This window comes from Terriglobia bacterium (assembly GCA_032252755.1).
Lineage (GTDB): Bacteria > Acidobacteriota > Terriglobia > Terriglobales > Acidobacteriaceae > JAVUPY01.
In genome coordinates this window covers 97,399-122,488 of the sequence record JAVUPY010000059.1, presented here as the reverse complement: position 1 = coordinate 122,488, position 25,090 = coordinate 97,399, and the positions used below count along the sequence as shown (strand labels likewise).

20 protein-coding genes and 1 tRNA gene are annotated in these 25,090 nt (G+C 58.1%); 9 read left to right on the top strand and 12 right to left on the bottom strand.

Translation table 11 applies throughout. The annotated features are described in order from the left end of the window. Positions 1–265 precede the first annotated feature (265 nt). Entirely contained in the window at positions 266–1,582 is a 1,317-nt protein-coding gene (locus ROO76_14255; GenBank protein MDT8069325.1) for a beta-galactosidase, read from the top strand. 6 nt (positions 1,583–1,588) lie between these two features. Here ROO76_14255 and ROO76_14250 read toward each other — a convergent pair whose 3' ends face one another. From ROO76_14250 to ROO76_14235, 4 genes are all read right to left on the bottom strand, one after another. Next, positions 1,589–2,983: a hypothetical protein gene (locus ROO76_14250; protein MDT8069324.1), complete on the bottom strand. Its 1,395-nt coding sequence runs from the start codon at positions 2,981–2,983 to the stop codon at positions 1,589–1,591. A gap of 208 nt (positions 2,984–3,191) precedes the next feature. Continuing rightward, positions 3,192–3,494 carry a PilZ domain-containing protein gene (locus ROO76_14245; protein ID MDT8069323.1) on the bottom strand — a complete coding sequence of 101 codons (303 nt, stop codon included), beginning with the start codon at positions 3,492–3,494 and terminating at the stop codon, positions 3,192–3,194. A 55-nt stretch (positions 3,495–3,549) separates the two neighbouring features. Further along, positions 3,550–4,701, bottom strand: coding sequence for an acyl-CoA dehydrogenase (locus ROO76_14240; protein MDT8069322.1), 1,152 nt, complete (start codon positions 4,699–4,701; stop codon positions 3,550–3,552). An 89-nt stretch (positions 4,702–4,790) separates the two neighbouring features. Next, entirely contained in the window at positions 4,791–5,672 is an 882-nt protein-coding gene (locus ROO76_14235; GenBank protein ID MDT8069321.1) for a tetratricopeptide repeat protein, read from the bottom strand. Positions 5,673–5,957: 285 nt separating this feature from the next. Here ROO76_14235 and ROO76_14230 point away from each other — a divergent pair. Beyond that, positions 5,958–6,033, top strand: a tRNA-Thr gene (locus tag ROO76_14230). Positions 6,034–6,413: 380 nt separating this feature from the next. On the opposite strand, the gene ROO76_14225 is transcribed toward ROO76_14230, so the two are convergent. The 3 genes from ROO76_14225 to ROO76_14215 all read right to left on the bottom strand — a co-directional run bounded on the left by ROO76_14225 (position 6,414) and on the right by ROO76_14215 (position 10,812). After that, the gene (locus tag ROO76_14225) at positions 6,414–7,496 is read right to left on the bottom strand and encodes a DUF6599 family protein (protein ID MDT8069320.1); all 1,083 of its coding nucleotides are present in this window, start codon (positions 7,494–7,496) and stop codon (positions 6,414–6,416) included. 88 nt (positions 7,497–7,584) lie between these two features. Next, positions 7,585–9,825 carry an N-acetylmuramoyl-L-alanine amidase gene (locus tag ROO76_14220; GenBank protein MDT8069319.1) on the bottom strand — a complete coding sequence of 747 codons (2,241 nt, stop codon included), beginning with the start codon at positions 9,823–9,825 and terminating at the stop codon, positions 7,585–7,587. A gap of 27 nt (positions 9,826–9,852) precedes the next feature. Next, a complete protein-coding gene (locus tag ROO76_14215; protein MDT8069318.1) occupies positions 9,853–10,812 on the bottom strand; it encodes a lytic transglycosylase domain-containing protein in 960 nt (319 codons plus the stop codon). A gap of 376 nt (positions 10,813–11,188) precedes the next feature. Here ROO76_14215 and ROO76_14210 point away from each other — a divergent pair, with 376 nt between their 5' ends. Both ROO76_14210 and ROO76_14205 read left to right on the top strand, forming a co-directional pair. Next, positions 11,189–11,911 carry a hypothetical protein gene (locus ROO76_14210; GenBank protein ID MDT8069317.1) on the top strand — a complete coding sequence of 241 codons (723 nt, stop codon included), beginning with the start codon at positions 11,189–11,191 and terminating at the stop codon, positions 11,909–11,911. 131 nt (positions 11,912–12,042) lie between these two features. Next, positions 12,043–13,320 carry an inner membrane CreD family protein gene (locus tag ROO76_14205; protein ID MDT8069316.1) on the top strand — a complete coding sequence of 426 codons (1,278 nt, stop codon included), beginning with the start codon at positions 12,043–12,045 and terminating at the stop codon, positions 13,318–13,320. A gap of 99 nt (positions 13,321–13,419) precedes the next feature. Here the strand turns inward: ROO76_14205 and alaS are convergent, their stop codons facing one another. Next, complete coding sequence (gene alaS / locus ROO76_14200; protein MDT8069315.1) at positions 13,420–16,152, bottom strand: alanine--tRNA ligase; 2,733 nt, start codon at positions 16,150–16,152, stop codon at positions 13,420–13,422. A gap of 145 nt (positions 16,153–16,297) precedes the next feature. Here alaS and ROO76_14195 point away from each other — a divergent pair, with 145 nt between their 5' ends. Further along, entirely contained in the window at positions 16,298–16,621 is a 324-nt protein-coding gene (locus ROO76_14195) for a hypothetical protein (GenBank protein MDT8069314.1), read from the top strand. Between the two features lie 100 nt (positions 16,622–16,721). Here the strand turns inward: ROO76_14195 and ROO76_14190 are convergent, their stop codons facing one another. The 4 genes from ROO76_14190 to ROO76_14175 all read right to left on the bottom strand — a co-directional run bounded on the left by ROO76_14190 (position 16,722) and on the right by ROO76_14175 (position 19,941). After that, positions 16,722–17,369, bottom strand: a complete 648-nt coding sequence (locus ROO76_14190) for a DNA-3-methyladenine glycosylase (protein MDT8069313.1) — start codon at positions 17,367–17,369, stop codon at positions 16,722–16,724. Further along, positions 17,366–17,938: a regulatory protein RecX gene (locus tag ROO76_14185; GenBank protein MDT8069312.1), complete on the bottom strand. Its 573-nt coding sequence runs from the start codon at positions 17,936–17,938 to the stop codon at positions 17,366–17,368. Before ROO76_14185 ends, ROO76_14190 begins: the two co-directional genes overlap by 4 nt. A gap of 80 nt (positions 17,939–18,018) precedes the next feature. Next, complete coding sequence (locus ROO76_14180; GenBank protein ID MDT8069311.1) at positions 18,019–18,579, bottom strand: outer membrane beta-barrel protein; 561 nt, start codon at positions 18,577–18,579, stop codon at positions 18,019–18,021. Positions 18,580–18,798: 219 nt separating this feature from the next. Then, positions 18,799–19,941, bottom strand: a complete 1,143-nt coding sequence (locus ROO76_14175; protein ID MDT8069310.1) for a type IV pilus twitching motility protein PilT — start codon at positions 19,939–19,941, stop codon at positions 18,799–18,801. Positions 19,942–20,209: 268 nt separating this feature from the next. On the opposite strand from ROO76_14175, the gene ROO76_14170 reads away from it, so the two are divergent. The 4 genes from ROO76_14170 (at position 20,210) to dapA (ending at position 24,979) form a co-directional block, all read left to right on the top strand. Next, a complete protein-coding gene (locus ROO76_14170) occupies positions 20,210–21,574 on the top strand; it encodes a cytochrome P450 (protein ID MDT8069309.1) in 1,365 nt (454 codons plus the stop codon). Positions 21,575–21,742: 168 nt separating this feature from the next. Continuing rightward, positions 21,743–23,119 carry a lysine-sensitive aspartokinase 3 gene (gene lysC, locus ROO76_14165; protein MDT8069308.1) on the top strand — a complete coding sequence of 459 codons (1,377 nt, stop codon included), beginning with the start codon at positions 21,743–21,745 and terminating at the stop codon, positions 23,117–23,119. An 82-nt stretch (positions 23,120–23,201) separates the two neighbouring features. Then, positions 23,202–23,882: a 4-hydroxy-tetrahydrodipicolinate reductase gene (gene dapB / locus ROO76_14160; protein MDT8069307.1), complete on the top strand. Its 681-nt coding sequence runs from the start codon at positions 23,202–23,204 to the stop codon at positions 23,880–23,882. A 194-nt stretch (positions 23,883–24,076) separates the two neighbouring features. Beyond that, positions 24,077–24,979, top strand: coding sequence for a 4-hydroxy-tetrahydrodipicolinate synthase (gene dapA, locus ROO76_14155; protein ID MDT8069306.1), 903 nt, complete (start codon positions 24,077–24,079; stop codon positions 24,977–24,979). Positions 24,980–25,090 lie beyond the last annotated feature (111 nt).

Here is a 25,090-nt window from a genome sequence, read left to right as displayed (position 1 = left end):
CGGTCAGTTCGCGTTTTGCCTGCCATAAATGTGTATGGGAATCCGCCCGGGAACCTCGGTTCCCGGGCTCTCTTCTCCGGTGACTAGGTCCTCCTGATGATGGACCAAGGGAATTACCTAATCGTCAGCACCCATACGCGGCACTAGTCTGTAAGGTATGCGCCTTCGTTTCCTGTCATGGCTTTGCGCTCTCTTCCTGGTCACGACGCCCTTGGTGCAGGCTCAAATCTCGACGAAGCAGCCATCCCCTCGAGGTTGGGTCCGGATGGAGACCGCGATTGGAGACGACTACTTCGACGGCCACGACACGCGAGAGCGCATACTCCGTCATCTGCGGATCGCGAAGGCACTCCACGTTCATTACCTGCGGTGCGCTTTCAGTTGGAACGGTATTGAACCCGAGCCGGGCAAGTTCGATTTCCGATTCTGGGACATGCTCGTGGACGAAGCTTCCCGTGCCGGCATCCAAATTATTCCTTACGTCGCGTACACCCCGGAATGGGCCGCTCGCAAAAAACAACAGTTCTGGGAGCAGCCACCGTCCGACCAAGGCGCTTTCACCCGCGTGATGACAGCGCTGGCGACGCACTTTCGCGGGCGAATTCACAGCTGGGAACTCTGGAATGAACCCGACAACCACGATTACTGGCAGGGCTCGGCAGGTGAATTCGCCGATATGGTTATACCCGCGGCGCAGGCGGTTCGCCGCGCCGATCCAAACGCCAAAATCGTTCTCGGGGGAATGAGCTACGGTCCGAGTGCATTCTTCAACGATCTCGTCTCAAAGCACCACATCGAGCGTTACTTCGATGTGATCGCCCTTCACGCTTACCCGGAATCATGGCACGAGGGGCGTGCCGAGGAGGTCTTTCAGCAGATCCTTCCCGAGATGAAAGCCCTCATCGATCACGCTCACAATCCGCCGGCGCTGTGGCTCAACGAAATGGGCTATGCGGATTACCGCTATGATCGCAGCCACGCCTCGATCTACGGCACGAACATCTATTACTCCTATGAACACACCGCGCGTTACACCGCCGATTTCCTACTCAAATCGTTTTTGATGACCGCTGCTTCCGGCGATGTGAGCCTCGCAGGCTGGTACCGCATCGACGACTTCCGGGAGAACGATCCGCGCATGTCCTCCGACAAAGTCAACGATCACCTTGGAGTCGTACGCGCAGATGGTTCGCGGAAGCCCGATTTCTATGCCTTTCGACTGTTCAACACATTGCTGTCGCAGCCGTTTCGCGTAATCGACAACCCCACAACCGTGAGCGGGAAGGACTACTCCCAGGCGGTTGTTTACACCTTCATTCGCCAGGACGGCCGAGTTGTGGTCGCGGGGTGGCTTCGCAGTTCGGAATACTCTGAGGTCCCGGCACACACCGGGATGCTGGCCGATCAACGACGAGAGAGGGTAAATATCAGCTTGCCATGTCCGGCCACGCAGATCACAAACTACGACGCGCTTGGCGAACACTGGAGCACCCGGATGCACCCTGCCCGCAATCTACCGAATGTTCCTCTTACGGGCGACCGAGTGTATCTGGCCGTAGTTCAATGCGCATCCGGGAAATAGAGTTGATTAGTACGTTTCGCGTGGGGCCGCGCCCAGGGTCTGCAAGCTCTCTGCGACTACCTGAACCTGCTCTCGCAGTTTAGCGAGCGAGGCATTCACTGCCTTAGCTTTGTCCGCCAATCCGCGGCGCTCTGCGAGTTCAGCCACGGTCATCGCCCGATTATTAACTTCCCTCCCCATTTTCAACAGAACTGAGAGGGCATCAGCGTGAGGTTTCCACATATATGCGGAGTTACGCTTCGACTTGAAATCAGCAAGTTCCGTCCCCATTCGCCCAATGAGTGAAATGATGGACACCAGCGCGTTGACGTAATCCGCGCGAAAGCTCTTTTCTCCGGCATAATTAGCCCGGAATGCTTCGATCTCCGCCTGGCTAAGTGGCAGGTTGCCATAGCGGACCGGAACAATATGCGCGCTTTTTGGATCGGCGGCACGCAAGAAGTTCCGGACGGTTTCCGCCATAGATTTCAAGTGTGCCTCCTCCAGCGACATGCTGGGGGACTGATCCTCTGCAGCCGCACTGGACCCTTGCATCCCGTTCAATTCGAAGGGAGAGGGCGGCATGATGGCGGGAGAACGCTTCGGCGGAGCACTTTGCGGAACTGGTGCCGCCGGGGCCATCGCAGCCGATGAATCCTTTACACCGCGTCGATGATCGACAGCTTTCTTATATTTCGAAATTTGCCGGAACTCATCCTGAGCCTTGCCGTAATCGGACGCCAGGATCTTGTGCTCTTCGAAATCGGTCAACTGCTTGAGAATGACGTCGCCATCCACCCGCGTCATGATGCTGCCGCCTTCGGCCACCACCTTCGAGGCAAATTCTTTGATCTGCTGGGTGGCTTCATGAAACAGGCGATCGAAGCGATGCCCGAAGAAGACGTTGTAGGCGGCAATCATCGCCAAGGCCGTTGGATGGTAGAACGAAGCTCCCAGCGAGTGCTTGATGTCGCGAACGCGCTGCATCACGCCGGAGTCGATGAGTGCGTCGAAATGACGATAATCTTCTACCTCATCCGCGACATAACCGAACTCCCGGATGAGTTGCTGGTGTTCATTCGGAAGATCCGGAACAGCCGTCAATCCTAGCATCGTCACCAGGTGCGGTTCGAAGTGCGAGTACGTCTTACCACCTCGGAAGTAGACACCACGCGCGTCCCAGAGATCCGGCGGATCGGGTGAGCGGAACAGCGACGTCACCACAAAGTCCGTCTTGTCGCGATCCGTTTCCGAATGTGCTTCCTTTGAGATGTAATAGCGGAGCAGAGAGGAGGTGATGTTCGGAGAGGTCGTGTCGCGCAGGGCGTCGCGCATCATAGGCGCGGTGATCGCCAGGTCCAGCACGTTCACCCAGCGCACCAGCACATGGCGATTCGCCGGGTAATCCAGTGAGGCGGGCAAGGGAATGTCATGCCCCAGTTTTGTCCGGAGTATCTGAAGAAAAAAGTCGTGCGTATTGCGAAGAACCGTGCTTTCCGACTCTGACTGGGTCACGAATCCCCCCCCGAACGTCGTGACTGCCGATTGCCGGAAGTCTAGTAAACAGTTAGGAGACAGGCAAGGCAAAAACCGTTACTGATAGGTTACGTTAGGTCCATTTCGGGAGCGATTACGAAAGGTCCTCTTCGCGGAGGGTCACGAATTGCATGCCCACATGATTGTCCGGCCGCTGGTACATCACTTCGACATCCATGGTGTTCGATGTCCCAAGGTCAGGCTCGATAATCGTCACGCGCATCCGTTTGCCCACCGGCATCAGCCCAAGCGAGTTCGCATCGGCTGCCACCACAAGCATGCCTCCACCGCCTGCTTGCGTGACGGGACCAAGTCGAGCGCCTCGCTCACTTACAGCGACGGCTCGCTCAGTGATTTCAAGGCGCTCGAATTGACGTCGATTCGTGATATTGACCATATATCCAGGTGCCCACCCAAGTCCTTTTGGGGCTTGCGCGGGGCCAGCTCGATTCTTACTTCACCACCATCTTGGCGATGGTCGCAAGCTGCATGTTCGAGGTTCCCTCGTAGATCTTGCCGATCTTCGAGTCACGGAAGAATTTCTCCACGGGATAATCCTTCGTGAAGCCGTATCCGCCGTAGATTTCGACGCACAACGAGGCGACGCGTTCGGCCACCTGCGAAGCGAACAGCTTGGTCATAGCCGCTTCTTTCACGAAGTTCATCTTCGCATCCTTCATGCGCGCCGCGTTGTAGACCATCATCTTCACGGCCTCGATCTCGGTTGCCATCTGCGCCAGTTGGAACTGGATTCCCTGGAACTCGGCGATCGCCTTTCCGAACTGCTTGCGCTCCTGGGCATATTTCATGGCGTACTGCCAGGCGCCTTCAGCAAGGCCGAGCATCTGTGCGCCAATGCCGATGCGTCCTTCATTGAGGGTTTCAATCGCGATCTTGTAGCCTTTGCCGACTTCGCCAAGGACATTTGCCTTTGGCACGCGACAGTCCTCAAGAATCAATTCGCACGTGCTCGAAGCGCGGATTCCGAGCTTGTCTTCCTTCTTTCCGACCGTGAACCCTGGAAAATCCTTCTCCACGATGAACGCCGTGATGCCCTTGTATCCGGCCGAGGGATCGACCGTCGCGATCATGATGAACAGGCTGGCTTCCTTGCCATTCGTGATCCACATCTTCTGACCGTTTAGAACGTACTCATCGCCCTTCAGTTCGGCGCGAGTCGTCAGCGCAAAAGCGTCGGATCCCGAACCCGCTTCACTGAGTGCGTAGGCGCCACACCACTCGCTTGCCATCCGTGGCAAGTAGCGCTTCTTCTGCTCCTCGGTGCCCCAGCGCAGCAACGCATTGTTCACCAGGGTGTTCTGCACGTCCACGATGACTCCCGCCGAAGGATCTACCCGCGAGAGTTCCTCAACCGCAAGGATCGCCTCGAAGAACGTTCCACCTCCCCCGCCGTACTGCTCGGGGACCTCGATACCCATCAATCCAAGCTGGAAAAATTGCTGCACGATCTCGGGATCGAACTTGCCGTGCTCATCCATCTCCCTTACCTTCGGGCCAATGGCATCCTGCGCGAACTGGCGAACGCTGTCGCGGAACATCTGCTCGTCTTCTGTGAGGGCGACGAGAGGCTGGGGCCGGGTCATTAGATCTTCCATAAGAGTTCCTTCTAGGAGAATTAGGAAACGTGCGATTCTAGCAAACGGGATGTAGGGAAGGGAAAAGGAATGAACTACTACCCACGCCGATAGACTACCCGTAGCTTCTCACCATCGAGAATCCGGCGTATCTGGTTCTTCGCGTGGATCGACCACGGCCCGCTCACATCGAGCTTCGAATAGGTGCGCCAGTGTAAGAGGGCTTTCCGCGGTTCGCGCGTCCGTTCGTACGCGAGCGCAATGTTGTAGTGGGCGTCGGCATAGGTCGGAGCCAGTTGCAGAGCCGTCTTGTAAGCCTCGATGGCCTCGGGAATTCGCGCCGTCTCGTCAAGAACGTTGCCGAGATCGAAGTACGCCAGTGCGTATCTCGGATCGCAATCGATCGCCTTCCGATAGTGGAACTCGGCTCTCTCGTAATCCTGCGCGTTGTAGTACAGCGTTCCTAAATTGATGTGCGCCGGAGCGAAATTGGGGTCGAGTTCCAGAACCTTGTCATACGTCTCGATCGCCTTGTCATGACTCGCGGGGTCATCTTCCAGCGCCACGCCCCGATTGAAGAACTCGGCAGCCGTGCTGGGTGAAGCAATTGCTTTGATCCCGCGCTCGTTGAGTGCGACACTCCCGGTCTCCTCGAAGTCCATCACGAACTGGCCGTTGATCGGTTCGAGAGCCCTCCCCTCATGACGGAAAGCCACGCGAGAGCCTACCCGGAAAGCGCCAGCCTCCAGCAGCGGATTCTCCATGCCACTGACGGCCTCCTGCATCGCCCGCAGAGATTCGCGAATCACTGCAGGGCGCACCTTCTGCTCGCGCAAATCGCGGACTTTTTTCAGTTGAAGGAGATCGAAGAAAGTAAAGGACTCGCCCACCGCGACCAGCCCAGCTCTTTGCCAGCCAGACAACTGTCGCGGCGTAATGTGAAGGATCCGAAGAACGTCCGCTCGATGGTAACTATTCATTCGCCGCAGGCGTCACTCACCAGCGGATTATTGTGCATCATGCGCTTCGGATGCAAGTACAAACTAGGTACATGTTTCCTGAAATGAACCATTTGCATCGTGCACGATGCAATTTTGGTAATGCGAGGCAATCACCACGAATGCACGAAGTCACGGAGAGCGGAGAACTCGAAGACCTCGACGGGGAGTTTCGGTTTTCTTTTGGACTGATGTTCTTCGCCTTAGTATCTTCGTGGTGAGTTCTCTTTACGATCCTGCGCTCTCCCATTAGAATTGAGACAGAAAGCCGACGTAGCTCAGTTGGTAGAGCAGTCGATTCGTAATCGACAGGTCATCGGTTCAAGTCCGATCGTCGGCTCCATCCCTCTCACGAATTTCCCCGTCGAAGAATTTTTTGCGAACTCGAGCAAATGCTTGCTCAACAATTCTCCCTGAATACAGAAAGGTCGCCCGGCAACAGGGCGACCTTTCATTCAAGGGAGAATAGTTCCCAACGGAGGCTAGACCGTTTAGAACTTTCTGCGAAAATAGTATGAGCCTTGAAAACGGGGTGTCAAGGAATTTTTCCGAATTAAATCCCTTGATTTTCAATAACTTACGCGGATAGTAACAACTTCCCCCGCTGTGACTTTTTTTGTCAATTTCTGTGGAATTCGCCCTTAACCTGCCTCTTTTCAGCAGCCTAGATGGGGGATGGCCCTCCCCGGGCGTGCGTGCTCGGGCCGGAGTTGTTCCTGTCTCTCAATCCCTAAGGTTCAGCTTAATGAATGCTGCTTCGTCCGAATGAGCTTGGAACTTGTCGGGGAAAACCTTCTGCAGCAGAACTCGCCCGAAGCCAAACAGCGCGCCGGTGCCAACCGAGATAAGGAAGATGATTCCTGCGAGAACCGATGCCGCGATCACCAGGTTCCCGATGTTATCCCGCTTGCTCAACCCGGTGTTCTCATTCCACGTGACGTCGGCTTCGTAGTTCACACGAGCGAGCAGCGATTTCGCATCGCCAGCAGAGATCTGCCCCTTGATTACTGCAACCAATGGGCCGCTTCGCTTCGCCTGGAACGTGGTGCCTTGTTGCTGCGGATTCGCCGCCTCAATCGTGCGCAGCCGTGCCGCCGCGATCTGAGGCGTCGGATACGAGATCAGCATGAAATCGGCGTTGCCGTTATTGGCCGTGTACTTGCCCAGTAAAATCTCAGGCTGCATCGAAAAATCAACCAGCGATACCGCAACCGGCGTGTTCAGCACCGACAAAGCCTCCGGCCCGAGCACGTACTTTGCTGAATTTGGTTGAAGTTCGGTCCTCGGATAGTAGTTCGGCAGTGTCGGAAGATTCGACGACTCGCCGCCCTTGGCGGGAAGATCAGCGGCAAGTTCGCGCATTTCCGCGGCACTCATCGCCGTGATGTGATCAAAATCCGCCATCACCAGCACATCCGAGCGGAAGAAGAACACACGATCATTGTCGGATGCCGCCATCGTGCCGATGGTCTCGGTCTTCATCAACGGCGTGCGATAAAACGTGAACGCACCGTAAGCGCCCGTGGCGTCCCGGAAACGGGCAGCCTTCACCGTGAGTTTGCGGCCGTCCTGCGTATACGCGGCAGTCTCGAAGTCCGTAAATCCGTATTCCTTCAGAACCCGGCTCGATGCCTGGTCAACCACAGCTGGGTCGGTACCCGTCTGTGCCGACGTTTGTTCCCAGCCGGCAAAGATCTTGGGCAGAATGGGGGATTGCTGGGCGGGTTGTGACTGTTGCGCCAAGGCACAGGTCGCCATCAGGAGGCCAACGAGCAAAATTGCGAATTTATGAGGGAATTTCATCATCGACGAGGCTGGGAAAGCGCTGCCTCTCACTACCATTAGACTACAGGGAACACAGCAAAGTTTCTATCAGGAGAGACCCAGGCCCGGGTTATTGCTGCCCAAGAGATCCAGAGCTACGGGTTGCCACTTTCACTCCGCTCAGGCCGTTGGCGTAGCGGGCAATGCCACGATAGAGGGCTTCGGCAATCTTCTGGCGATACGCCGGGGTCTTGAGGCGTTTCTCATCGGTAGGATTCGAGAGGAACGATATCTCGGCAAGGATGCTGGGCATATTGGCGCCGATCAGCACAATGAAGGGAGCTTTCTTGACCCCCCGATCGCGGATAGCCGGAGACTTCGCCGCGAGTCCGGCATGTAATTGTTGCTGAACGTCCATTGCGAACTCGCGCGATTCCTCGATCTTCTCTTTCAGCGCGATCTTCTTCACGAGGTCCTGCAGTTCATGCACCGATTTGTCTGACACCGCATTTTCGCGTGCGGCTACGGCCAGGGCGTCTGGCGAGGAAGTGAAGTTCAAATAATACGTTTCCACTCCCCGCGCGTCCGGGTCGCTGCTGGAGTTCGCATGAATGGAGATGAACAGGTCGGCCTGCTGCTGGTTCGCAATCGCCGTGCGTTCCTCCAGCGGCACGAACGTATCATCGTCACGCGTGTAGATCACCTCCGCGCCTAACCGGTTCTGGAGCAGTTTGCCCAAGCGTAGTGCGACATCCAGTGTCAGGTCTTTCTCCAGAAGTCCATGCGGTCCGATGGTGCCCGTGTCGTGGCCACCGTGCCCGGCATCGACGACGATTCGTCCAATCTTCAGGCCTAAAGCGCGGATCAGCGTCGTGTCGCCATCCGCCATGGGTTTGGCCGTGTGCGCCGTCGAAACCGGCATCTTGCCCTTCTTGCCCTTGGCTTCCCGTGGCGCTACCGACTCCGCAACTGGCTTCGAAGTCGCCTTTTCCGTCGCCTTGATTACTGGCGCCTCAAGCTTCGAAACCTCCACTTTCTTTTGGTCTGTCTTCTCAATAGCCTCGGGGCTCGGAATCGGCTTCTCGCTCTCGTCCGACGCGACCGTGGACTTCTCCGTATGCCTCTTTGTCGTGTCGTGCTTCGGTGCAGCCGGGTCTTCATCCGCCTCGACAATCACTTTCTTTACCGGCGCTTCCTTGTTCGCCACCGTGTTCGGGGCCTCCGGCTTTATCACGGCGGGCTTATTAGTTTCCGCTGATTTCAGCGGCTCGGCCTTCTTCTCAACCTTGACCGCGGGCTTCCCCAACTTGGCTTCTGCCTTCGCTTTCGTATCCGTCTTGGCAGCGGCATCGTTTTTCGGCGGCGTGGCTTTTGCGACTTTCGTCTCCCGTTGTGGCTGGCGCCCGTGGATGTCGATGATCAACCGGTAGGGATTCGGCAGCAGGAATGCAGAGTAATCGGCGACATCATCCACTTCGAGAACGACACGAGTCGTTCCGCGCTCAAACTGAGCGATCCGAATCCTTTTCAGGAAACTATCGCTCACATCAAACGATTTCCCCACGAGCGAGGCCGCCAGTTTCGTATCCTGGAGGTCGAAGAAGATGCGATCCGGGTTCGGTACCCTTCCTGCCTCGTATTTCACTTCACCTTCCAGGTCGATCGCCACCCGCGTGTAGTCCGGCGTTGACCAGTGCCGTATACCCGTCACCCACGCTGGCCCTGCGGAAGTTTCGTCCGTCTTTTCCTCGGACTTCTTCTGCTGCTTGTCCTGGACGGGCGTTAACTTCGCCTGTTCGGAATCCTTTCCCTTGTCGCGCTTGGCCTTCGCCAGTGCAGGGTGGTCCATTTCAGCAAGAGCCGCCTTAGCATCGTCGGCTTGGTCGCTTCCGGGATAGCGCTTCAGCAGTTCCCGGAATGAGTCTTCGGCTTTGTCCGGCTCGTTCAGTTCTTTGTAGATCTGGCCAATCGAGAAAAGCGCCTGCACCCTGCGACTGCTGCCTGGATACTGCTTGCGCAGAAATTCATACTGCCCGATCGCATCTCGAAGTACCTTCTCATCCTTGAAGGCGTGCCCCATCTCCGCCATCAGTTCCGCCACGGCGAAGACGCTGGGATCTGCTTTTACGCTGGTTGGAGAGGTGTAATAGACCCGGCGGTAGGCGTCGATAACGCGCTGAAAGTCTTTCCGGGCGCGCTCGCTGGCGCGCTGGTGGTCCAGGTTGGCGCGCAGCGTTTCCGCCTTGTCGAACTCCTGAAGGGCCCGCTCATGCTTGCTCGCAGCAGCCCAAACCGGCGCGGGAATCGCGCACAGTGCTGCGAGTGCTATAGCGGCCAGTACCCTACCACGAGTCTGGAACAGCGTCGCCATTCTGCTTCTACAACTCTCCCGGAACTGCTAATCCGTGTTCGTAAACGTCAAAACTCCGCGCTCATCGCGCGTAACGTGGATCGGTGCCCGAATTGGCCCGCTCCACGACATACCAACATTGCGCATGCCATATAGACTCGTAATCCTGCGAACATAATTACGCGTCTCGGCATAAGGAGGTACTCCTCCATTTCGTTGCACCGCGCCTTGTCCAGCGTTGTACGCGGCCAGTGACAATGGCACGTTGCCATTGAAACTCTCCAGCAAATGCTTTAAATGGCGAACCCCGGCATCAACATTTTGTTCCGGATCGAACGGGTTCGTAACATTTAATTCGCGCGCCGTCGCGGGCATCAATTGCATCAGGCCCATGGCTCCTTTACGCGAAACCGCCGTCGGATTGAAATTCGATTCCACCTTTACCAGCGCGCGCACCAGGTTCGGATCGACATTGTGCTTCGCGGCCGCCTCTTCAATCGCCTGGTCGATTGCCTCCGATGTCACAACGCGCCCTCGCGAAATCCGCCGATAGTTCGGATTCACTTTCGCCGACGTCGGCTTTGGCCCCGCGGGCTGCGCCGAAACGAAATTCTCCACCTCTGCTGCCGCATAGCGCGCGGCATTCAAGATGTGCGGCGAAGGTGCCGGCACCGGTTTCCACCGACGCTCTGTGTTGGACCAGTACACGTAATGTACAAGGCGAATAGCCGGAACTCTTTTGCCTCGCACGGTGACAGTAGGCACGTCGTCGTTGACAAAAACTTTGCGCCCGTTCTCTTCGCGGACAGTGATGGCCTGCGCGTAAGTCGTCGTCGGGATCAGCAGGGCACAGCCCGCCACCAGCGCAGCAACTCGCAGAACGCCTCGGTGCCCCTTCTCCGCGAATTGGTGCCCCATATCAGCCCGCCTTTGGCAGATCTGGGTCCTTTCCGTCTCCGCGGAGATGTGGGTCTCCACGCCTGGCACTGCGCTCTTCTGCGAAACCATTCGGACTCCCGTCTACCTACCACGCGGCTCGCCCCGAAGCGTTTCGGGGTCCCAGGTTCGTCGCTCGCTTTGGCGCCTAACCCGGTCTGTTTCGTTCAAAAACCGCAAGGACGCAGGGGGCCGCTGAAGAACCTGTGTGCGCCCAGAGTGCTTGGATTATAGGTCGGTAACCCCCGCCCATTCAATCGCGAGAAGATGGGGAATCACGGTAGTGAAGGGGAGAAAACCCCAAGAAAACAAGGCATTTCCGCCCAATTCAGACCCCCCGGAACACGAAGGGTCAACGCCCTTTTGGTAACCACCGCGCACGCGCTATTTGTTTTCATTGGAGTTACTGACCACCCATGATATGTAGTTATTTCCCAAGGAGATCCCGGTGCGCCTCTCTTTCCGTATTATTGCGACAGTTTTCTTGATCGTGATGGTTGCTGCACTTGCGATTGCCCAGCAGCCGTCTTCACCAGCCGCGTCTAACAACTTTCAGCCGAAGGTCGAGGAAATCATCCAGGAAACCCAACAGCACGTTTCTGGCGACAACACTACTGGAATGATCTGGTGGATCCCGGTGGATTTCTGGGAGGCAGCCGCCGAGGCGCATGGCGGCAGTGGGGGGCAGAACGCCTTCAACGCTTTGGGCAACTACACCATGTTGGTTGTTGCCGTCGGCAAGGTGGGCGGTTTCGGAAATATCCAATGGTTCAGCGAGGACGATGTGCGGCAGAACATCCTGTTGCAGGATGCCTCCGGTGCAACATATGGACCCCTCAAGACAGCTGAGATCAGCGGCGACGCGCAAGGATTCGCCACCGTTATGCGCCCAGTCTTCGTCAATGCTCTCGGTAAACTCGGCGAAAACCTCTTGATCCTGTACTTCCCGGCAAAGGACAAGGCCGGAAAACCGATTGCCGCCGCCAAAGAGCGCGGTTCTTTTTCGGTCGTCATGCGTAAACTTGCCGGCCCGGAAAAGACCTGGACCTGGAACCTGCCCCTCAATTCCCTCATGCCGCCGAAGTATTGTCCCGTCGGCAAAGAGAGGGTTCAGAGCAACTGGAACTTCTGCCCGTGGCACGGCGTGCCCCTCACCGATTCAAAGAAATAGACAACGCTGTTCAAATTCCAAAATTAATTTGCAAACTGCAAAACTTTGTAATATAAAGTACTCCGCAAGCGAGGGAGTCGGCGGCTCCCAATCGATGTAGCGCCGGGCGCTGCCCGGCCCAGGAGAACTCTATGATCAAGCGCATCGCCGCCATCGTCTTCATCTTCATCGCCACCTCTATCGCCTGGATGATCCTCGGCGGAACCATCCTCGCCCGCACCAATGGCCTGACGCCTGACCTCCGCCAGCGCGTCTCCAGCACCTGGGGAACCGCACAGGCGCAACTGCCGCCAACTGCCTGGTACTCGACAGAAGTTGAGGACACGAACACCAAGGAGATCGACGGCCGTAAGATCGTCGAAAACGTGAAGCGTTCCGTCCGCCACGACCTGCCTCTTCAGGCCAGCGCCATCAAGGTCAACCTCAACCTTGAGCACCGCCAGAAAGGCCTGCTCTGGTACGCGACCTATAAAGTCGATTTCGCCGGCGACTATACCTTCCGCAATGACAGCGACACCGAGCAGTTGGTCTATCTGCGCTTCCCCTATCCCGCCGCGAAAGCTATCTACGACGACTTCCGCATCCTCGCCAACGGACAGCCGCTCGCGCCCGACAACAGCACTGACAACGCCCAGGTCAGCCTTCGCGTCCCCGCCCACCAGGCCGTCGTGTACAACATCGGTTACAAGTCGCAGGGACTCGATAACTGGAGCTACCGTTTCGGCGGGGAAGTGAACCAGGTGCGCAATTTCAACCTGCAGATGACCACGAACTTCAAGGAAATTGATTTCCCCGAAAACACGCTTTCGCCCACCGACAAGCAGCCGAGCGGCAATGGTTGGCTCCTCACCTGGAAATATTCAAGCCTGCTCTCCGGCTTCGATATCGGCATGGTCATGCCCGAGAAACTTCAGCCCGGCCCGCTCGCCGGTCAAATCAGCTTCTTCGCACCCGTATCGCTCTTCTTTTTCTTTTTCCTGATGCTGATCATCACCACCATGCGCGACATCGATCTCCACCCGATGAACTACTTCTTCCTTGCGACCGCGTTCTTCGCCTTCCACCTGCTGCTCGCCTACCTCGTCGACCACATCTACATCCACGCGGCCTTCTTCATCTGTTCGGCGGTCTCGATCTTCCTCGTCATCAGCTACCTGCGCCTGGTCGTAGGCATGCGCTTCGCCGCCGTCGAGGCCGGCATCTCCCAGTTCATCTACCTGGTGCTGTTCTCCTATGCCTTCTTCTTCAAGGGATTCACCGGACTCGCGGTGACGATCGGTTCCATCATCACCCTATTCGTGGTGATGCAGATGACCGGCCGAATCAAATGGGCAGAGAAGTTCGCGAAGGTCTCATTACCGAAACCAGCAAGAGCAAACCCGGCGAATGGAGCGAGTATGTTGGACTAAGAAAGAAAATTGACGATTGACGATTTCAACATTGACGATTGAACTACTTGGTTTTGGGTTTCAATCGTCAATGAGAAAATCGTCAATCGTCAATCGGGCTCACAGCATGCTCTCCACAACCCCGTAGCTCTCCCTCAGCGCCTGATCCAGCGCCTCAGGATTCTTCCCACCCGCTTCCGCCAGGTCCGGCCTTCCACCGCCCGACCCGCCGACAACCTTCGCAACCTGTCCGACAACTTTTCCAGCCGGCACCTTATCGGTGAGGTCTTTCGTCACCCCGACGATGATCGCCACCTTGCCGTCGGCGACCGAGCCGATGATGACCACGCCGGAGCCAAGTTTGTTGCGCAGGTTATCGACCAATGTGCGCAGTTGTGGGCGCTCGAGGTTGTCCGCACGCTGGGCCAGCACTTTCACGCCCTTCACGGTCCGCGCGTTCTGATCCGCCGAAGCCACCGACGATGCCGCCGACTTCATTCGTACCTGCTCGAGCTCCTTGCGCAGGCGCTTGAGTTCTTCCTCGCGCTTGTCCAACTCCGCCCGCAGCGCCTCAGCCGGTGACCCCTCGCTCTTGCGTCCCACCAGCGACGACACCACGCCTTCCAGTTCATGATCCTTGCGGAAGTGGAGCAGTGAGACCTCTCCGGCCACCGCTTCGAGTCTTCGCACGCCGCTCGAAACCGAACCTTCGCTCAGAACCTTGATCAGCCCGATCTCGCCCGTGGCTTTTGTGTGCGTGCCGCCGCAAAGCTCGGTCGAGAAATCGCCGATCCGGATCACGCGCACCTTGTCGCCGTACTTTTCGCCGAACAGCGCCATCGCGTGATACTCGTTGACCGCCACATCAATCGGCACATCCTCGATCACCTCAACGCGATCGTTCTTCAGGACCTCTTTGTTCGCCAGGTCCTCGATGTCCTGCAGCTCCGAATCCGCCACGCCGGTGAAGTGCGAGAAGTCGAAGCGCAGATGCTCCGGATCGACCAGCGACCCAGCCTGCTTCACATGCGTTCCCAGCACGTTCCGCAGCGCCGCATGTAACAGGTGCGTGCCGGTGTGGTGACGCATGGTCGCCTCGCGGCGCTCGGTATCGACAACCGCGTCTACCTTGTCGCCGACGACGATAGGTTGCCGCGCAATGATCGTATGCGCGCGAACGCCCTGAACCGGGTAATGCACGCCCGTAACCTCCGCAACCACAACAGTGCGGTCTCCGCTGTACAGCCACCCGCGATCCCCGACCTGCCCGCCAGCCTCGGCGTAGAACGGCGTGTGATCGAGAATGACCTCGCCCTCTTCGCCAGGTTTCAGCTCGCGTGCGCCGGTACCGCCCTTGATGATGGCCAGCACCTCGCAATCGTCTGACTCCGTCTGCCGATAGCCCTCGAAAACGCTCGCCGGCAACGCGCTATACGCCGGATTAGCCGTCTGCTTCGCCGCGCCCTTCCAACTAGCCCGTGCGGTCGAGCGCTGCTCTTCCATCGCGCGATCGAATCCGGGCTGGTCGAACAGAATCCCCTGGTCACGGGCCGCGTCCACCATGAAGTCCAACGGCAGACCAAACGTGTCGTACAGCTTGAACGCCTTCTCGCCCGAGTACATCGCGCGTGCTGACGGATGCTCCTGCCTCGTCTTCACCAGCGGCGCAAGGTCGTCTTCCAGTCGCTTCAACCCGATATCCAGCGTGTGCGCGAACCGCGTCTCTTCCGTATGCACGACCTTTGAAACCCGTTCCGCCGCTTCCTTTAGCTCCGGATACGCGCCCTGCATCTCGTCGCGCACTGCGTGGACCATCTCGAAGAGGAACGGCCTGTTCTGCCCCAGCAGACGCCCATGCCGAATCGCGCGCCGAATGATCTTCCGCAGCACATACCCGCGACCCTCATTCGCCGGCAGCACTCCATCGGCAATCAAAAACGTCGCCGCCCGAGCATGATCTGCAATTACCCGCAGCGAAGCCGCGCCCGTATGCGTCTTGATCTCCTCATCCTCGCGCTTGTCTTCCTTCGCCAGCGATACCCCGGTCAACTCCGCCGCCCGCTTGATTAGCGGGATAAACAAATCGGTTTCGTAATTCGAAACTACGCCCTGCATCACCGCCGTCACGCGCTCCAGGCCCGCTCCGGTATCGATCGACGGTTTCGGCAGTGGGTTCAACTTCCCGCTCGCATCGCGGTCGAACTGCATGAAAACCAGGTTCCAGATCTCGACGTATCGCCCGCATTCGCACCCGAACTCGCAATCGGTGTGGCCTTCGCTGCTGGCGATCGCTCCCATGTCGAAATGAATCTCCGAGCACGGCCCGCACGGCCCCGTGTCGCCCATTGCCCAGAAGTTGTCCTTCATCCCCATCTCGTAGATGCGGCTCTTCTCCACTCCCTGCGCGACCCAATGCCCGTAAGCCTCTTCATCGCGCGGAACCCCGTTCTCGCCCTTGAAAATAGTGACGAAGAGCTTCGACGCCGGAATGTTGAACCAATTCGGCGAGGTCACCAGTTCCCACGCGTAGGCGACGGCGTCCTTCTTGAAGTAATCGCCGAAGCTGAAATTGCCCAGCATCTCGAAGAACGTATGGTGACGGTTCGTGAACCCCACGTTCTCCAGATCGTTGTGCTTGCCGCCGGCGCGCACGCACTTCTGGGACGTGGTCGCTCGCGAGTAATCGCGCTTCTCGAGCCCAAGGAAAACGTCCTTGAATTGATTCATTCCGGCGTTGGTGAAGAGCAGGGTCGGATCGTTTGCCGGAACAAGCGAAGACGAGTGGACTTCCTTGTGGCCCTTTTGGACAAAGAAGTCCAGGAACATGCGACGAATTTCGTTGCCGCTAAGCATAAGAGAGGGTCTTTCGTAGCGCCGACGTCTCGCCGGCAGTGGCGCGAACGTCTCGTTCGCGCACCAGGTCTCGAACCTTCGATTTTAACATTCGGCCCGACAGTGCCGTTTAACGCATGCTCGTTAGAGTGCTACGATGACTTCGATGCGAACTCTTGCCCTGTTACTTGTGCTCTCGCTTTCGGCGATGGCCGCCGATGCTCCTAAAATCAGCGCCGACCTCGGCTCCTGCGCAGCCGATTTTCATGTGATGGATTCATCCGGAAAGCCGATCTACAACGCCCGCATTCACACCCTGATTCGCTATGGCGCCTTTGGCTGGCACAAACTCGATCTCGAAATCCGCACCGACTCCGATGGCCGCGCCAGCATCATCAATTTGCCCGAAGTCCCCAAGCGCCCCATCACCTTCGACGTCTCGAACGGAACGGCGGCCACGACTCTCCCCTACGACCCGACGCAACAGTAAAGCGAAATTCGACGTGACTCTGAAATAGCGGTTCCGCCCCACGGTGGCGGGAGGGTCTCACTTACGCCGCAGTTCGAGTCACGCTGCACGAACCACGTTTTTACTTCTCTCCCACCGTCTTGATCTCCAGCGCGCGCCACATATACCAACTTCCGATACTCCTCCAGGGCCGCCACTTCTCCGCGACTTTCGTCAGGCGTTCTTTGTTCGGCAGCTTGCGCATGCGATACGTAACCTGCGCGCCTTTGCGAACGCCGTAGTCGTCCACGGGCAATACGTCACGTCGGCCTAGCCGGAAGATCAGCAGCATCTCCACGGTCCAGCGCCCGATTCCCCGCACTTGGGTAATGCGCTCAATGATCTCTTCATCATTCATTGAGCGAATTGCCGAGAGTTCCGGCACGGTTCCGTCCAGAGTCTTCGTCGCGAGATCGCGGATCGCCGCCATTTTGTTTCGGGATAGTCCTGCCCCACGCAGCGCCTCGTCCGAGGCCGCCAGCACCTGCTCCGGCGTCGGCTGAGTCCCGTTACCGGAGCAGCACAGTTCCACTCTCGCCAGGATTTTTGCCGCTGCCGCTCCCGCGAGTTGCTGGTAAGTGATTGCCCGCATCAGCGTATAGAAGATGCTGTGATGATGCCGTATCTGCATCGTGCACGGACCGACGCGCTCGATCAGCTCTGCCAGCTTCGGATCGGCGTTCTTGAGGTGCTCGACGGCTTCGGTGAAATCCGGCTGGCGCGGGCTCATTCGTCCCGCTCCGCCTGCGCTGCGAGTTCTGCGTCCGCCCGCTCCTGCTCCAGCGCGCTCAGCGTCTCGTCTTCGACGTCCCAGGATTTCAGGACCTTGAAGATGGCGCGCGAACTGAACCCCGCCCGAACCAGCATGCGGAAGAGCCGAGCGGATTCTTTCTGATCCCTCGGCTTCTTCGCGCGCTTCTTCTGCAGGAAATCCCGCGCCAGCTTCTCCTCGTTCACGCCCGAGTACGCTGCCGCCACGGTCTTATCTATTACGTCCGAATGAACACCTTTGGCTTTCAGGTCCTGCACTACTCGCATCCGGCCGAACTTCTCATTCTCTTGCCGGTATTGCGAGTAGGAGGTCGCATACTGCGTGTCGTTGAGATAGCGCAGCTGTTTCAGCCGCTCAATCACTTTCTCTATGAGTTCGGCCCCATCAGACTGCGCGTGTACACGTTGTCGCATAAGGCGCTTGATTTCAGCGACCGTGCGCATTTTGCGGCTTAGCGCGCCTACAGCGTACTCGTAGAGCGAATTCTCGTCGTACGTTTTTGCGGTTCGGGAGCGGCGGAAGGCCATCCCGTCAAATTATCGTGACCGGCTAAAAGGCGCAAGGGCGCGGACGTGAACCGCTCCGCGCTTGCCCATCCCGATCGTGTTCAGCGCCCGAACTTGTAGACGAGTCCAAATCCGTAGCGCGCATGCGCGTCGCCGGTACCGAAGTAGTCCGTGTGGAAGATATCGACTTTGCCGCGCGCCGCAATGTTATGGGTGATGTTGTAATCAATGCCCCCACCGAGCGCCCACGCAAAAGACGTGTCTCCATCCGTAACGCCCGGGACATTAGAGTCGAGCCCCATGTGTCCTACGCCGAATAGAAGATGTGCGAATGGCGTCCATCTGTCCGTATTCTCCAAGTTAAACATCACCTTCGGACCAAACAGGAACGAATATTGATGTTGCTTGAAGGTGGTAGTGAGAATCGAGGTATTGCCATACGAGCCCGTGAAATCCGCTTCGGCCGCAAGGTACTGGTTGAAATTTTTCGCACCGGAGAGTTCCCATCCATTCTGGCCAAGGTCGCCCGTCACGTGAGCGAAGCCGAAGTATGCCTCAGCCGAGCCGTTCTGTTCTGACGTTGTCGATGCACCTGAACTCTGCGCCAGTGCCAGAACGGAAAATTGGGTGAGCAGAAGAACGAAGAAGGCGACTTTCTTCACAGAGACTCCTTTCGAATTTGGGTGTCCAGCTAACGGGGAAGGGGGACCGTGCGGGACATTCACGCAAACGACTTCTCGCGTTGCATGAATTTGTTGGTACTTGTTAGGAGTGCTTTCACCGTCAAAAGGTTTTACAGAGACGGAGGAAGAGAGTTCACTTTCGCGTGTTGCACAAAGAGAGGCGGACAGAGTTGTCCGCCTCTTCTGCTTCTGCAAGATTCAGAACCGCGATGCGCCGTGGCCCAATCCGCCGATTCCGGAGCCCTCCATCTCGCGCGTCGATTCCGCCGTTCCTGAAATTCCTTGTACGCGCAACTTGAAATCGTCCGGGTTCGACGCATTCTCCAGCGCCGTTTCGTAGCTGATCAATCCTTGCTGCAAAAGATCGTAGAGGGATTGGTCGAAGGTCTGCATGCCGTACTGAGAGGTGCCCTGCGCCAACGCATCTTTGATTCCGCGCGTCTTCTCGGGCGTAATGATGCACTCGCGAATATACGCCGTTGAGATCAGCACCTCGACCGCGGGAACTCGCCCTGCACCGTCCGAGCGCTTTACCAGGCGCTGGCTGATGACGCCGCGCAGAGTTGCCGCGAGTTGCAGGCGAATCTGCTTCTGCTCCGGGGGCGGAAAGACAGAGATGATGCGGTTGATCGTTTCCACTGCGTCTAAAGTGTGCAACGTCGAGAACACCATGTGGCCGGTTTCGGCCGCGTGCAGCGCGGTCTGGATCGTTTCCAAATCGCGCATTTCGCCAACCAGAATCACGTCGGGGTCCTGGCGCAAGCTGGCGCGCAATGCTGAACCGAACGATGGCGTATCCACTTCCACTTCGCGCTGGTTGACGAAACCCTTTTTATCGCGATGCAGGAATTCGATCGGGTCCTCGATGGTGATAATGTGCTCCGGTCGCATCGAGTTGATGCGGTCGATCATCGCCGCTAGCGTGGTCGATTTACCGGAACCCGTAACGCCCGTGACCAGCACCAACCCGCGCGACTCGTCGCAAATCTTTTCAATGATGGTGGGCAGGTACAACTCGTCGAGCGAGCGGATCTTCGTTGGAATCATGCGGAGTACGAGTCCGACGTTCCCGCGCTGCTGAAAAACGTTCACGCGGAACCGGCCCAACCCGGCGACCCCATAGGCCATATCGAGTTCGGCCGACTCCTTAAACTTTTGCTTCTGCCGGTTCGACATCATGCTGAAGGCCATGTTCAGCATGTCCTCGGCGCTCACGCGCGGGTGGTCGCTCAGCGGAACCAGTTCACCGTCGACGCGGATGTGCGGGTAGTTCCCGACCTTCAAATGCAAGTCGGAGGCCTTGCGCTCCATCGCGATACGCAGTAGATCGTCAATGTGCATCGTGTTATCCGAATCCTCAGCAGGTGACCGGAAAGTAACACGCCCCTACCGCGAACGCAATGAAGGACAGACACTTAGGGGTTTACTAAAGGGCAAACCATACCATGCACCTTTGAGCATTCAGCACTCAGTAATCAGTGCGGATGCGGGTCTGTTCTGCTCATTGGTCACGACTCGCGGCAGCGCCACCGAACCTTCCCGCTGAATGTTGATTGCTGAGCGCTCACAGCCCGAAGCTTTAGCCGACCAATGTCATCCAATCGAATTAATGTCAGCAACCGAACTCCAACTTCCCCAACCCTCTGGCTACCGCTTCCCTCCCGGAATGCCGAACAATCTCGCCTGGCAGGCCCTAAAGCACCGCCGCCTCGTCAATCCGATCATCCATTTTCAGAACCTTGCGGCGAAGTACGGCGACATCGCCCATTACAAGGTTCGCAATGACCACGTCATCTTCCTGAACAGCCCCGAGTACATTCGCGACGTACTCATCGTGCAGCATGCGAATTTCGTGAAAGAACGTACTCAGCGTCGCTCCAAGCTGCTGCTCGGCGAAGGGATGATCACCGTCGATGGCGCCGCCCATCGCAAGGAGCGCCAGGTCGCGCAACCCGCGTTCCACCGCCAGCAGGTCCCCGCATACGCGGAGACCATCGTCCGCCGCGCCGCCCGGGTTCGCGACCAGTGGCACGAAGGCGAACGCGACATTTATCAGGACATGATGAAGCTCGCCCTTGGCACGGTGGGCGAGACATTGTTCCGAACTGAATTGGGCGATGACATCGAAGCGCTAAACGCCGGGGTGGCGGATATCATGAACGTCTACCACGCGATGGTTCTGATGCCCGGCGTGAAATATCTCATCCACCTGCCATTCACACCCCTGCACAAGTTTCTGCTGGCCCGCCGCCGATTGCACAGAACCCTGGACCGCATGATTGCCGAACATCGCAACGCACCTTTATCCGAATCTCCCGACCTGCTCGACCTCATGCTTTCCGCTCAGCAGCAGATGGGCTGGACCGAATCCGACCTCCGCGACCAGGTCGTCACCGTCTTTCTCGCTGGCTACGAAACCATGGCCATCGCGCTCACCTGGACCTGGTACCTGCTTTCCCAAAACCCAGACGCGCGCGACAAGATGTACGCCGAAATCGACGAGGTCCTCGGCGGTCGCCTGCCGACCTACGACGACCTCCCGTGCCTGTGCTACACCGAGATGGTGCTGGCCGAATCGATGCGTCTTTATCCTCCCGCATGGGCGATGGGCAGGGAAGCGATTGCCGACTTCGAACTCGGTCCCTACCGGCTGCCGAAGGGCACCACCGTCCTCATGAGCCAGTTCGTTCTGCAACGAGATCCACGCTTCTTCCCCGATCCCTTGCGCTTCGATCCCCTTCGCCACACGCCCGAGGCCAAAGCATCTCGCCAGCGCTTCACTTATTTCCCCTTCGGCATGGGACCGCGCCAGTGCATCGGCGAAGCCTTCGCTTGGATGGAAGGTATCCTCGTCCTCGCTACCTTCGCGCAACGCTGGAAGATGGATCTCGTCCCCGGCCATCCTGTTGAACCCGAACCGCTGTTTACCCTGCGCCCGAAGTATGGAATGAAGATGCGAATCCAGGCGCGCTGATGAAGCTTGCGAACCTGAATTCACACCGCTTTGGTCATTACGCGAGCCAACTGCATCGTGCTAGTCTGAAAATGATAATCACCGCCGGTGCCCCACATCCCGTGCCCTCACATCCGCCGCTGTCAGCAGATGTGGGTTAGCAGATGTCGGGTCTATTGATCAGAGTCTATGCTCGTAATGAAATTCGGTGGAACCTCGGTCATGGATGCCGAGGCCATCGATCGCGCCTGTCAAATCGTTCGCGGACGCCTCGACCGCAAGCCGGTCGTAGTCGTCAGCGCCATGGCCAAGGTCACCGACACCTTGCTTGCCATGGCCCGCGCCGCCGGATCCGGAGATCGCGACCGCGCCCTCGAACTCTCTCGCGGCCTGCGCGAGCGCCACTACAGCACCGCCGGCGAACTGCTCGGCACCGGCATTTTCACCCAGTTCCACGCCGAACTCGAAGAGGAGTTCAATAATCTCGACGAACTTCTTCGCGGCATCGCCGCCGTCGGCGAACTCACGCCCCGAACGTCCGATTACGTCGTCAGCTACGGCGAGCGCCTCTCCAGCAAGATCTGCACTGCCGCTTTCTGCGCCCGCGGCCTGAATGCCGTTCTCGTCGACTCTCGCGAAGTGATGATCACCGACGCGCAGCACACCAAGGCCGTTCCGCAAGTGCAGGAAATCGACGATCGCGCCAAGCAGTTGATCAAGCCCGTGGTCGACGCCGGCGGCGTTCCCATTCTCGGCGGTTTCATCGGTGCGACGAAACAAGGTGTGCAGACGACCATCGGTCGCGGCGGCTCCGACTACTCCGCCGCTCTCTTCGGCGCAGCCCTTCACGCCAGCGCGATCGAAATCTGGACCGACGTCGACGGCATGCTCACGACCGACCCGAATCTCTGTCCTGACGCCAAACGCATCAAGGTCATCAGCTTTGAAGAGGCCGCTGAACTCGCCTACTTCGGCGCCAAAGTCCTGCACCCCGCGACGGTTCTCCCCGCCGTCCAAAAAGATATTCCGGTCCGGGTGCTGAACTCGCGCAACCCTGACTGCGAAGGCACGCTCATCGTCTCTCGCGCGCCGCACTCCAACAGCATCTTCAAAGCCATCGCCGCCAAGAAGCGCATCACCATCGTCGACGTCGTCGCCACCCGCATGCTGATGGCTCACGGCTACCTGCGCCAGATCTTCGAAATCTTCGACAAGCACCGTTGCGCTGTCGACGTAGTCTCCACTTCCGAGGTCAGCGTCTCGCTCACGGTAGATTCCAACGAGGCCATCCCCGACATCGCCGCCGATCTCGAAGCCATCGCCGACGTGAAATACTCCGGTCGCAAGGCCATCGTCTGCCTCGTCGGCGAGAACATTCGAGAGAAGGCGGGCGTAGCCGCGCAGGTCTTCAGCGCGCTCGAAGACATCAACGTCCGCATGATTTCCCAGGGCGCATCGGAAATTAACATCACCTTCGTGATCGACGAAGCCGACGTACCCGAAGCCGTCCGCCGCCTGCACAAACGTTTCTTCTCCGCGCCCGACCCCGAGATCTTCGCGGACTGAGTTTTGCTAATCTCGAGTCGCGAATAGCGCTGCGGGTTTAAGCTTTTGCGAATGGTGAATAGCGAATTGCGAAAGGATCCCCATGAACCTCGTTCTCCTCGGCCACGGCAAAACCGGTTCGCTCGTCGAGCAGATCGCCCGTGAGCGCGGACACAGCGTTCTCGTCGTCTCTTCCGCCGAGAACAAGAACGGCGCAGCCCTCACCAGCGACACTCTTACCGGCGTCGACGCTGTCATCGACTTCACCACGCCCGAAGCCGTCATTCCCAACATGGAAGCATGCGCCCGAGCCGGCGCCAACATCGTCGTCGGCACCACCGGGTGGTACAAGGACCTCGACCGCGTGCAGCGCCTCGTCGAAGACTCCGGCATCGCGCTCGTCTGGGCCTCGAACTTCTCCATCGGCGTGAACCTCTTCTTCCACATTGCGCACATGGCCGCCGCCGCGCTCAATTACGGATACCACGGCTCCATCATGGAGCGTCACCATGTTCATAAGAAGGACGCGCCCTCCGGGACCGCGGTGATGATCCAGAAGCTGATCGAGCGCGCCGCCGGGAAAAAACTCGAGATCACCTCCGTACGCGAGGGCGAAACCATCGGAATGCACGTCGTCCTGCTCGACTCGCCTGAAGACAGCATTCTTCTTACCCACGACGCCAAGAACCGTCGCGGCTTCGCCCTAGGCGCCGTCCGAGCCGCCGAGTGGATCGCCGGCAAAAAAGGCTTCTACGACTTCGCCAGCATCTTCGACCAACTGTGAAATAACAACGGAAGTGTCATCCTGAACGGAGCCGAAGGACCTTGTGTTCAGCCTTTCATGGCACGATCTTCTGTTCGTCATTCCGACATTCGTCATTTCGTCATTCTCTTTTCAATCGTCAATGCGGAAATCGTCAATCGTCAATTTCCGCAATTTCCCGTAAACTAGACCCAATTCTTCTCGGGGATTCTCCTATGAAACTACGTGGCTGCGGCACCGCGATCGTCACCCCATTTCTCAGCGACGGCTCCATCGACGAAAAATCTCTACGCTCCCTCGTCGCATGGCAGGTCGAGTCGAAAATCGACTTTCTCGTCCCTTGCGGAACCACCGGCGAGACGCCTACGCTCACCCGAGACGAGTGGCTCCGCGTCATCGAAATAACTATTGAAGTTGTGAATGGGCGCGTTCCCATCGTCGCCGGTGCGACTTCGAATTGCACGGCCGAAGCCGTTGAGCGCGCTCGCACCGTGGCCGCCATCCCCGGCGTCGACGCCATCCTTACCGCCTCGCCCTACTACAACAAGCCCACGCAGGAAGGCCAGTACCAGCACTTCAAGGCAATCGCCGAAGCCGTCGACAAGCCGCTCGTGCTCTACAACGTGCCCGGCCGCACCGCCGCCAACATCGAACCGGCCACGCTGGGCCGCCTCGCGCAGATCCCGAATATCATCGCCGTCAAGGAAGCCAGCGGCAACCTCTCGCAAATCGCCGACGTCTTCAACGCCGTCCCCGAATCCTTCCTCGTCTTCAGCGGCGACGACGCCGTCACGCTGCCCGTCATCTCGCTCGGCGGCTCCGGCATCATCTCCGTCGCCTCCAACGAAATTCCTAAAGAGATGGCGGAAATGACGCGCGCAGCCCTCGCTGGCGACTGGACCAGCGCGCGCAAGCTCCACCGCAAATTCCTCCCGCTGATGCAGGCCAACTTCCTTGAATCCAATCCGATGCCCGTGAAGTGCGTGCTCGCCATGATGGGCCGCATCGAGGAGAACTACCGCCTGCCCATGCTGCGCGTAAAACCGGAAACGCGCGCGAAACTGGAAAAGATCGCGAAAGGAGCCGGCCTGCTGCAACCGGTCGCCGCCGCGGGCTAGGGAATCTCTATTCGGTTTTAGAAAAAGGTCGGCACGCGAAAGCCCACGTCTACAACGAAGGCGTGATTCTAGAAATCAGCCCCGCACGTAAGAGTCCGTGTGAGACGTCAA

What these genes read in the sequence shown, in the direction of transcription:
- ROO76_14255 (MDT8069325.1), top strand. Translation starts at nt 266, where the DNA reads ATGGAGACCGCGATTGGAGACGACTACTTCGACGGCCACGACACGCGA.
- ROO76_14245 (MDT8069323.1), bottom strand. Translation starts at nt 3,494, where the DNA reads ATGGTCAATATCACGAATCGACGTCAATTCGAGCGCCTTGAAATCACT.
- ROO76_14240 (MDT8069322.1), bottom strand. Translation starts at nt 4,701, where the DNA reads ATGACCCGGCCCCAGCCTCTCGTCGCCCTCACAGAAGACGAGCAGATG.
- ROO76_14235 (MDT8069321.1), bottom strand. Translation starts at nt 5,672, where the DNA reads ATGAATAGTTACCATCGAGCGGACGTTCTTCGGATCCTTCACATTACG.
- ROO76_14225 (MDT8069320.1), bottom strand. Translation starts at nt 7,496, where the DNA reads ATGATGAAATTCCCTCATAAATTCGCAATTTTGCTCGTTGGCCTCCTG.
- ROO76_14220 (MDT8069319.1), bottom strand. Translation starts at nt 9,825, where the DNA reads ATGGCGACGCTGTTCCAGACTCGTGGTAGGGTACTGGCCGCTATAGCA.
- ROO76_14215 (MDT8069318.1), bottom strand. Translation starts at nt 10,812, where the DNA reads ATGGTTTCGCAGAAGAGCGCAGTGCCAGGCGTGGAGACCCACATCTCC.
- ROO76_14205 (MDT8069316.1), top strand. Translation starts at nt 12,043, where the DNA reads ATGATCAAGCGCATCGCCGCCATCGTCTTCATCTTCATCGCCACCTCT.
- alaS (MDT8069315.1), bottom strand. Translation starts at nt 16,152, where the DNA reads ATGCTTAGCGGCAACGAAATTCGTCGCATGTTCCTGGACTTCTTTGTC.
- ROO76_14195 (MDT8069314.1), top strand. Translation starts at nt 16,298, where the DNA reads ATGCGAACTCTTGCCCTGTTACTTGTGCTCTCGCTTTCGGCGATGGCC.
- ROO76_14190 (MDT8069313.1), bottom strand. Translation starts at nt 17,369, where the DNA reads ATGAGCCCGCGCCAGCCGGATTTCACCGAAGCCGTCGAGCACCTCAAG.
- ROO76_14185 (MDT8069312.1), bottom strand. Translation starts at nt 17,938, where the DNA reads ATGGCCTTCCGCCGCTCCCGAACCGCAAAAACGTACGACGAGAATTCG.
- ROO76_14175 (MDT8069310.1), bottom strand. Translation starts at nt 19,941, where the DNA reads ATGCACATTGACGATCTACTGCGTATCGCGATGGAGCGCAAGGCCTCC.
- ROO76_14170 (MDT8069309.1), top strand. Translation starts at nt 20,210, where the DNA reads ATGTCAGCAACCGAACTCCAACTTCCCCAACCCTCTGGCTACCGCTTC.
- lysC (MDT8069308.1), top strand. Translation starts at nt 21,743, where the DNA reads ATGCTCGTAATGAAATTCGGTGGAACCTCGGTCATGGATGCCGAGGCC.
- dapB (MDT8069307.1), top strand. Translation starts at nt 23,202, where the DNA reads ATGAACCTCGTTCTCCTCGGCCACGGCAAAACCGGTTCGCTCGTCGAG.
- dapA (MDT8069306.1), top strand. Translation starts at nt 24,077, where the DNA reads ATGAAACTACGTGGCTGCGGCACCGCGATCGTCACCCCATTTCTCAGC.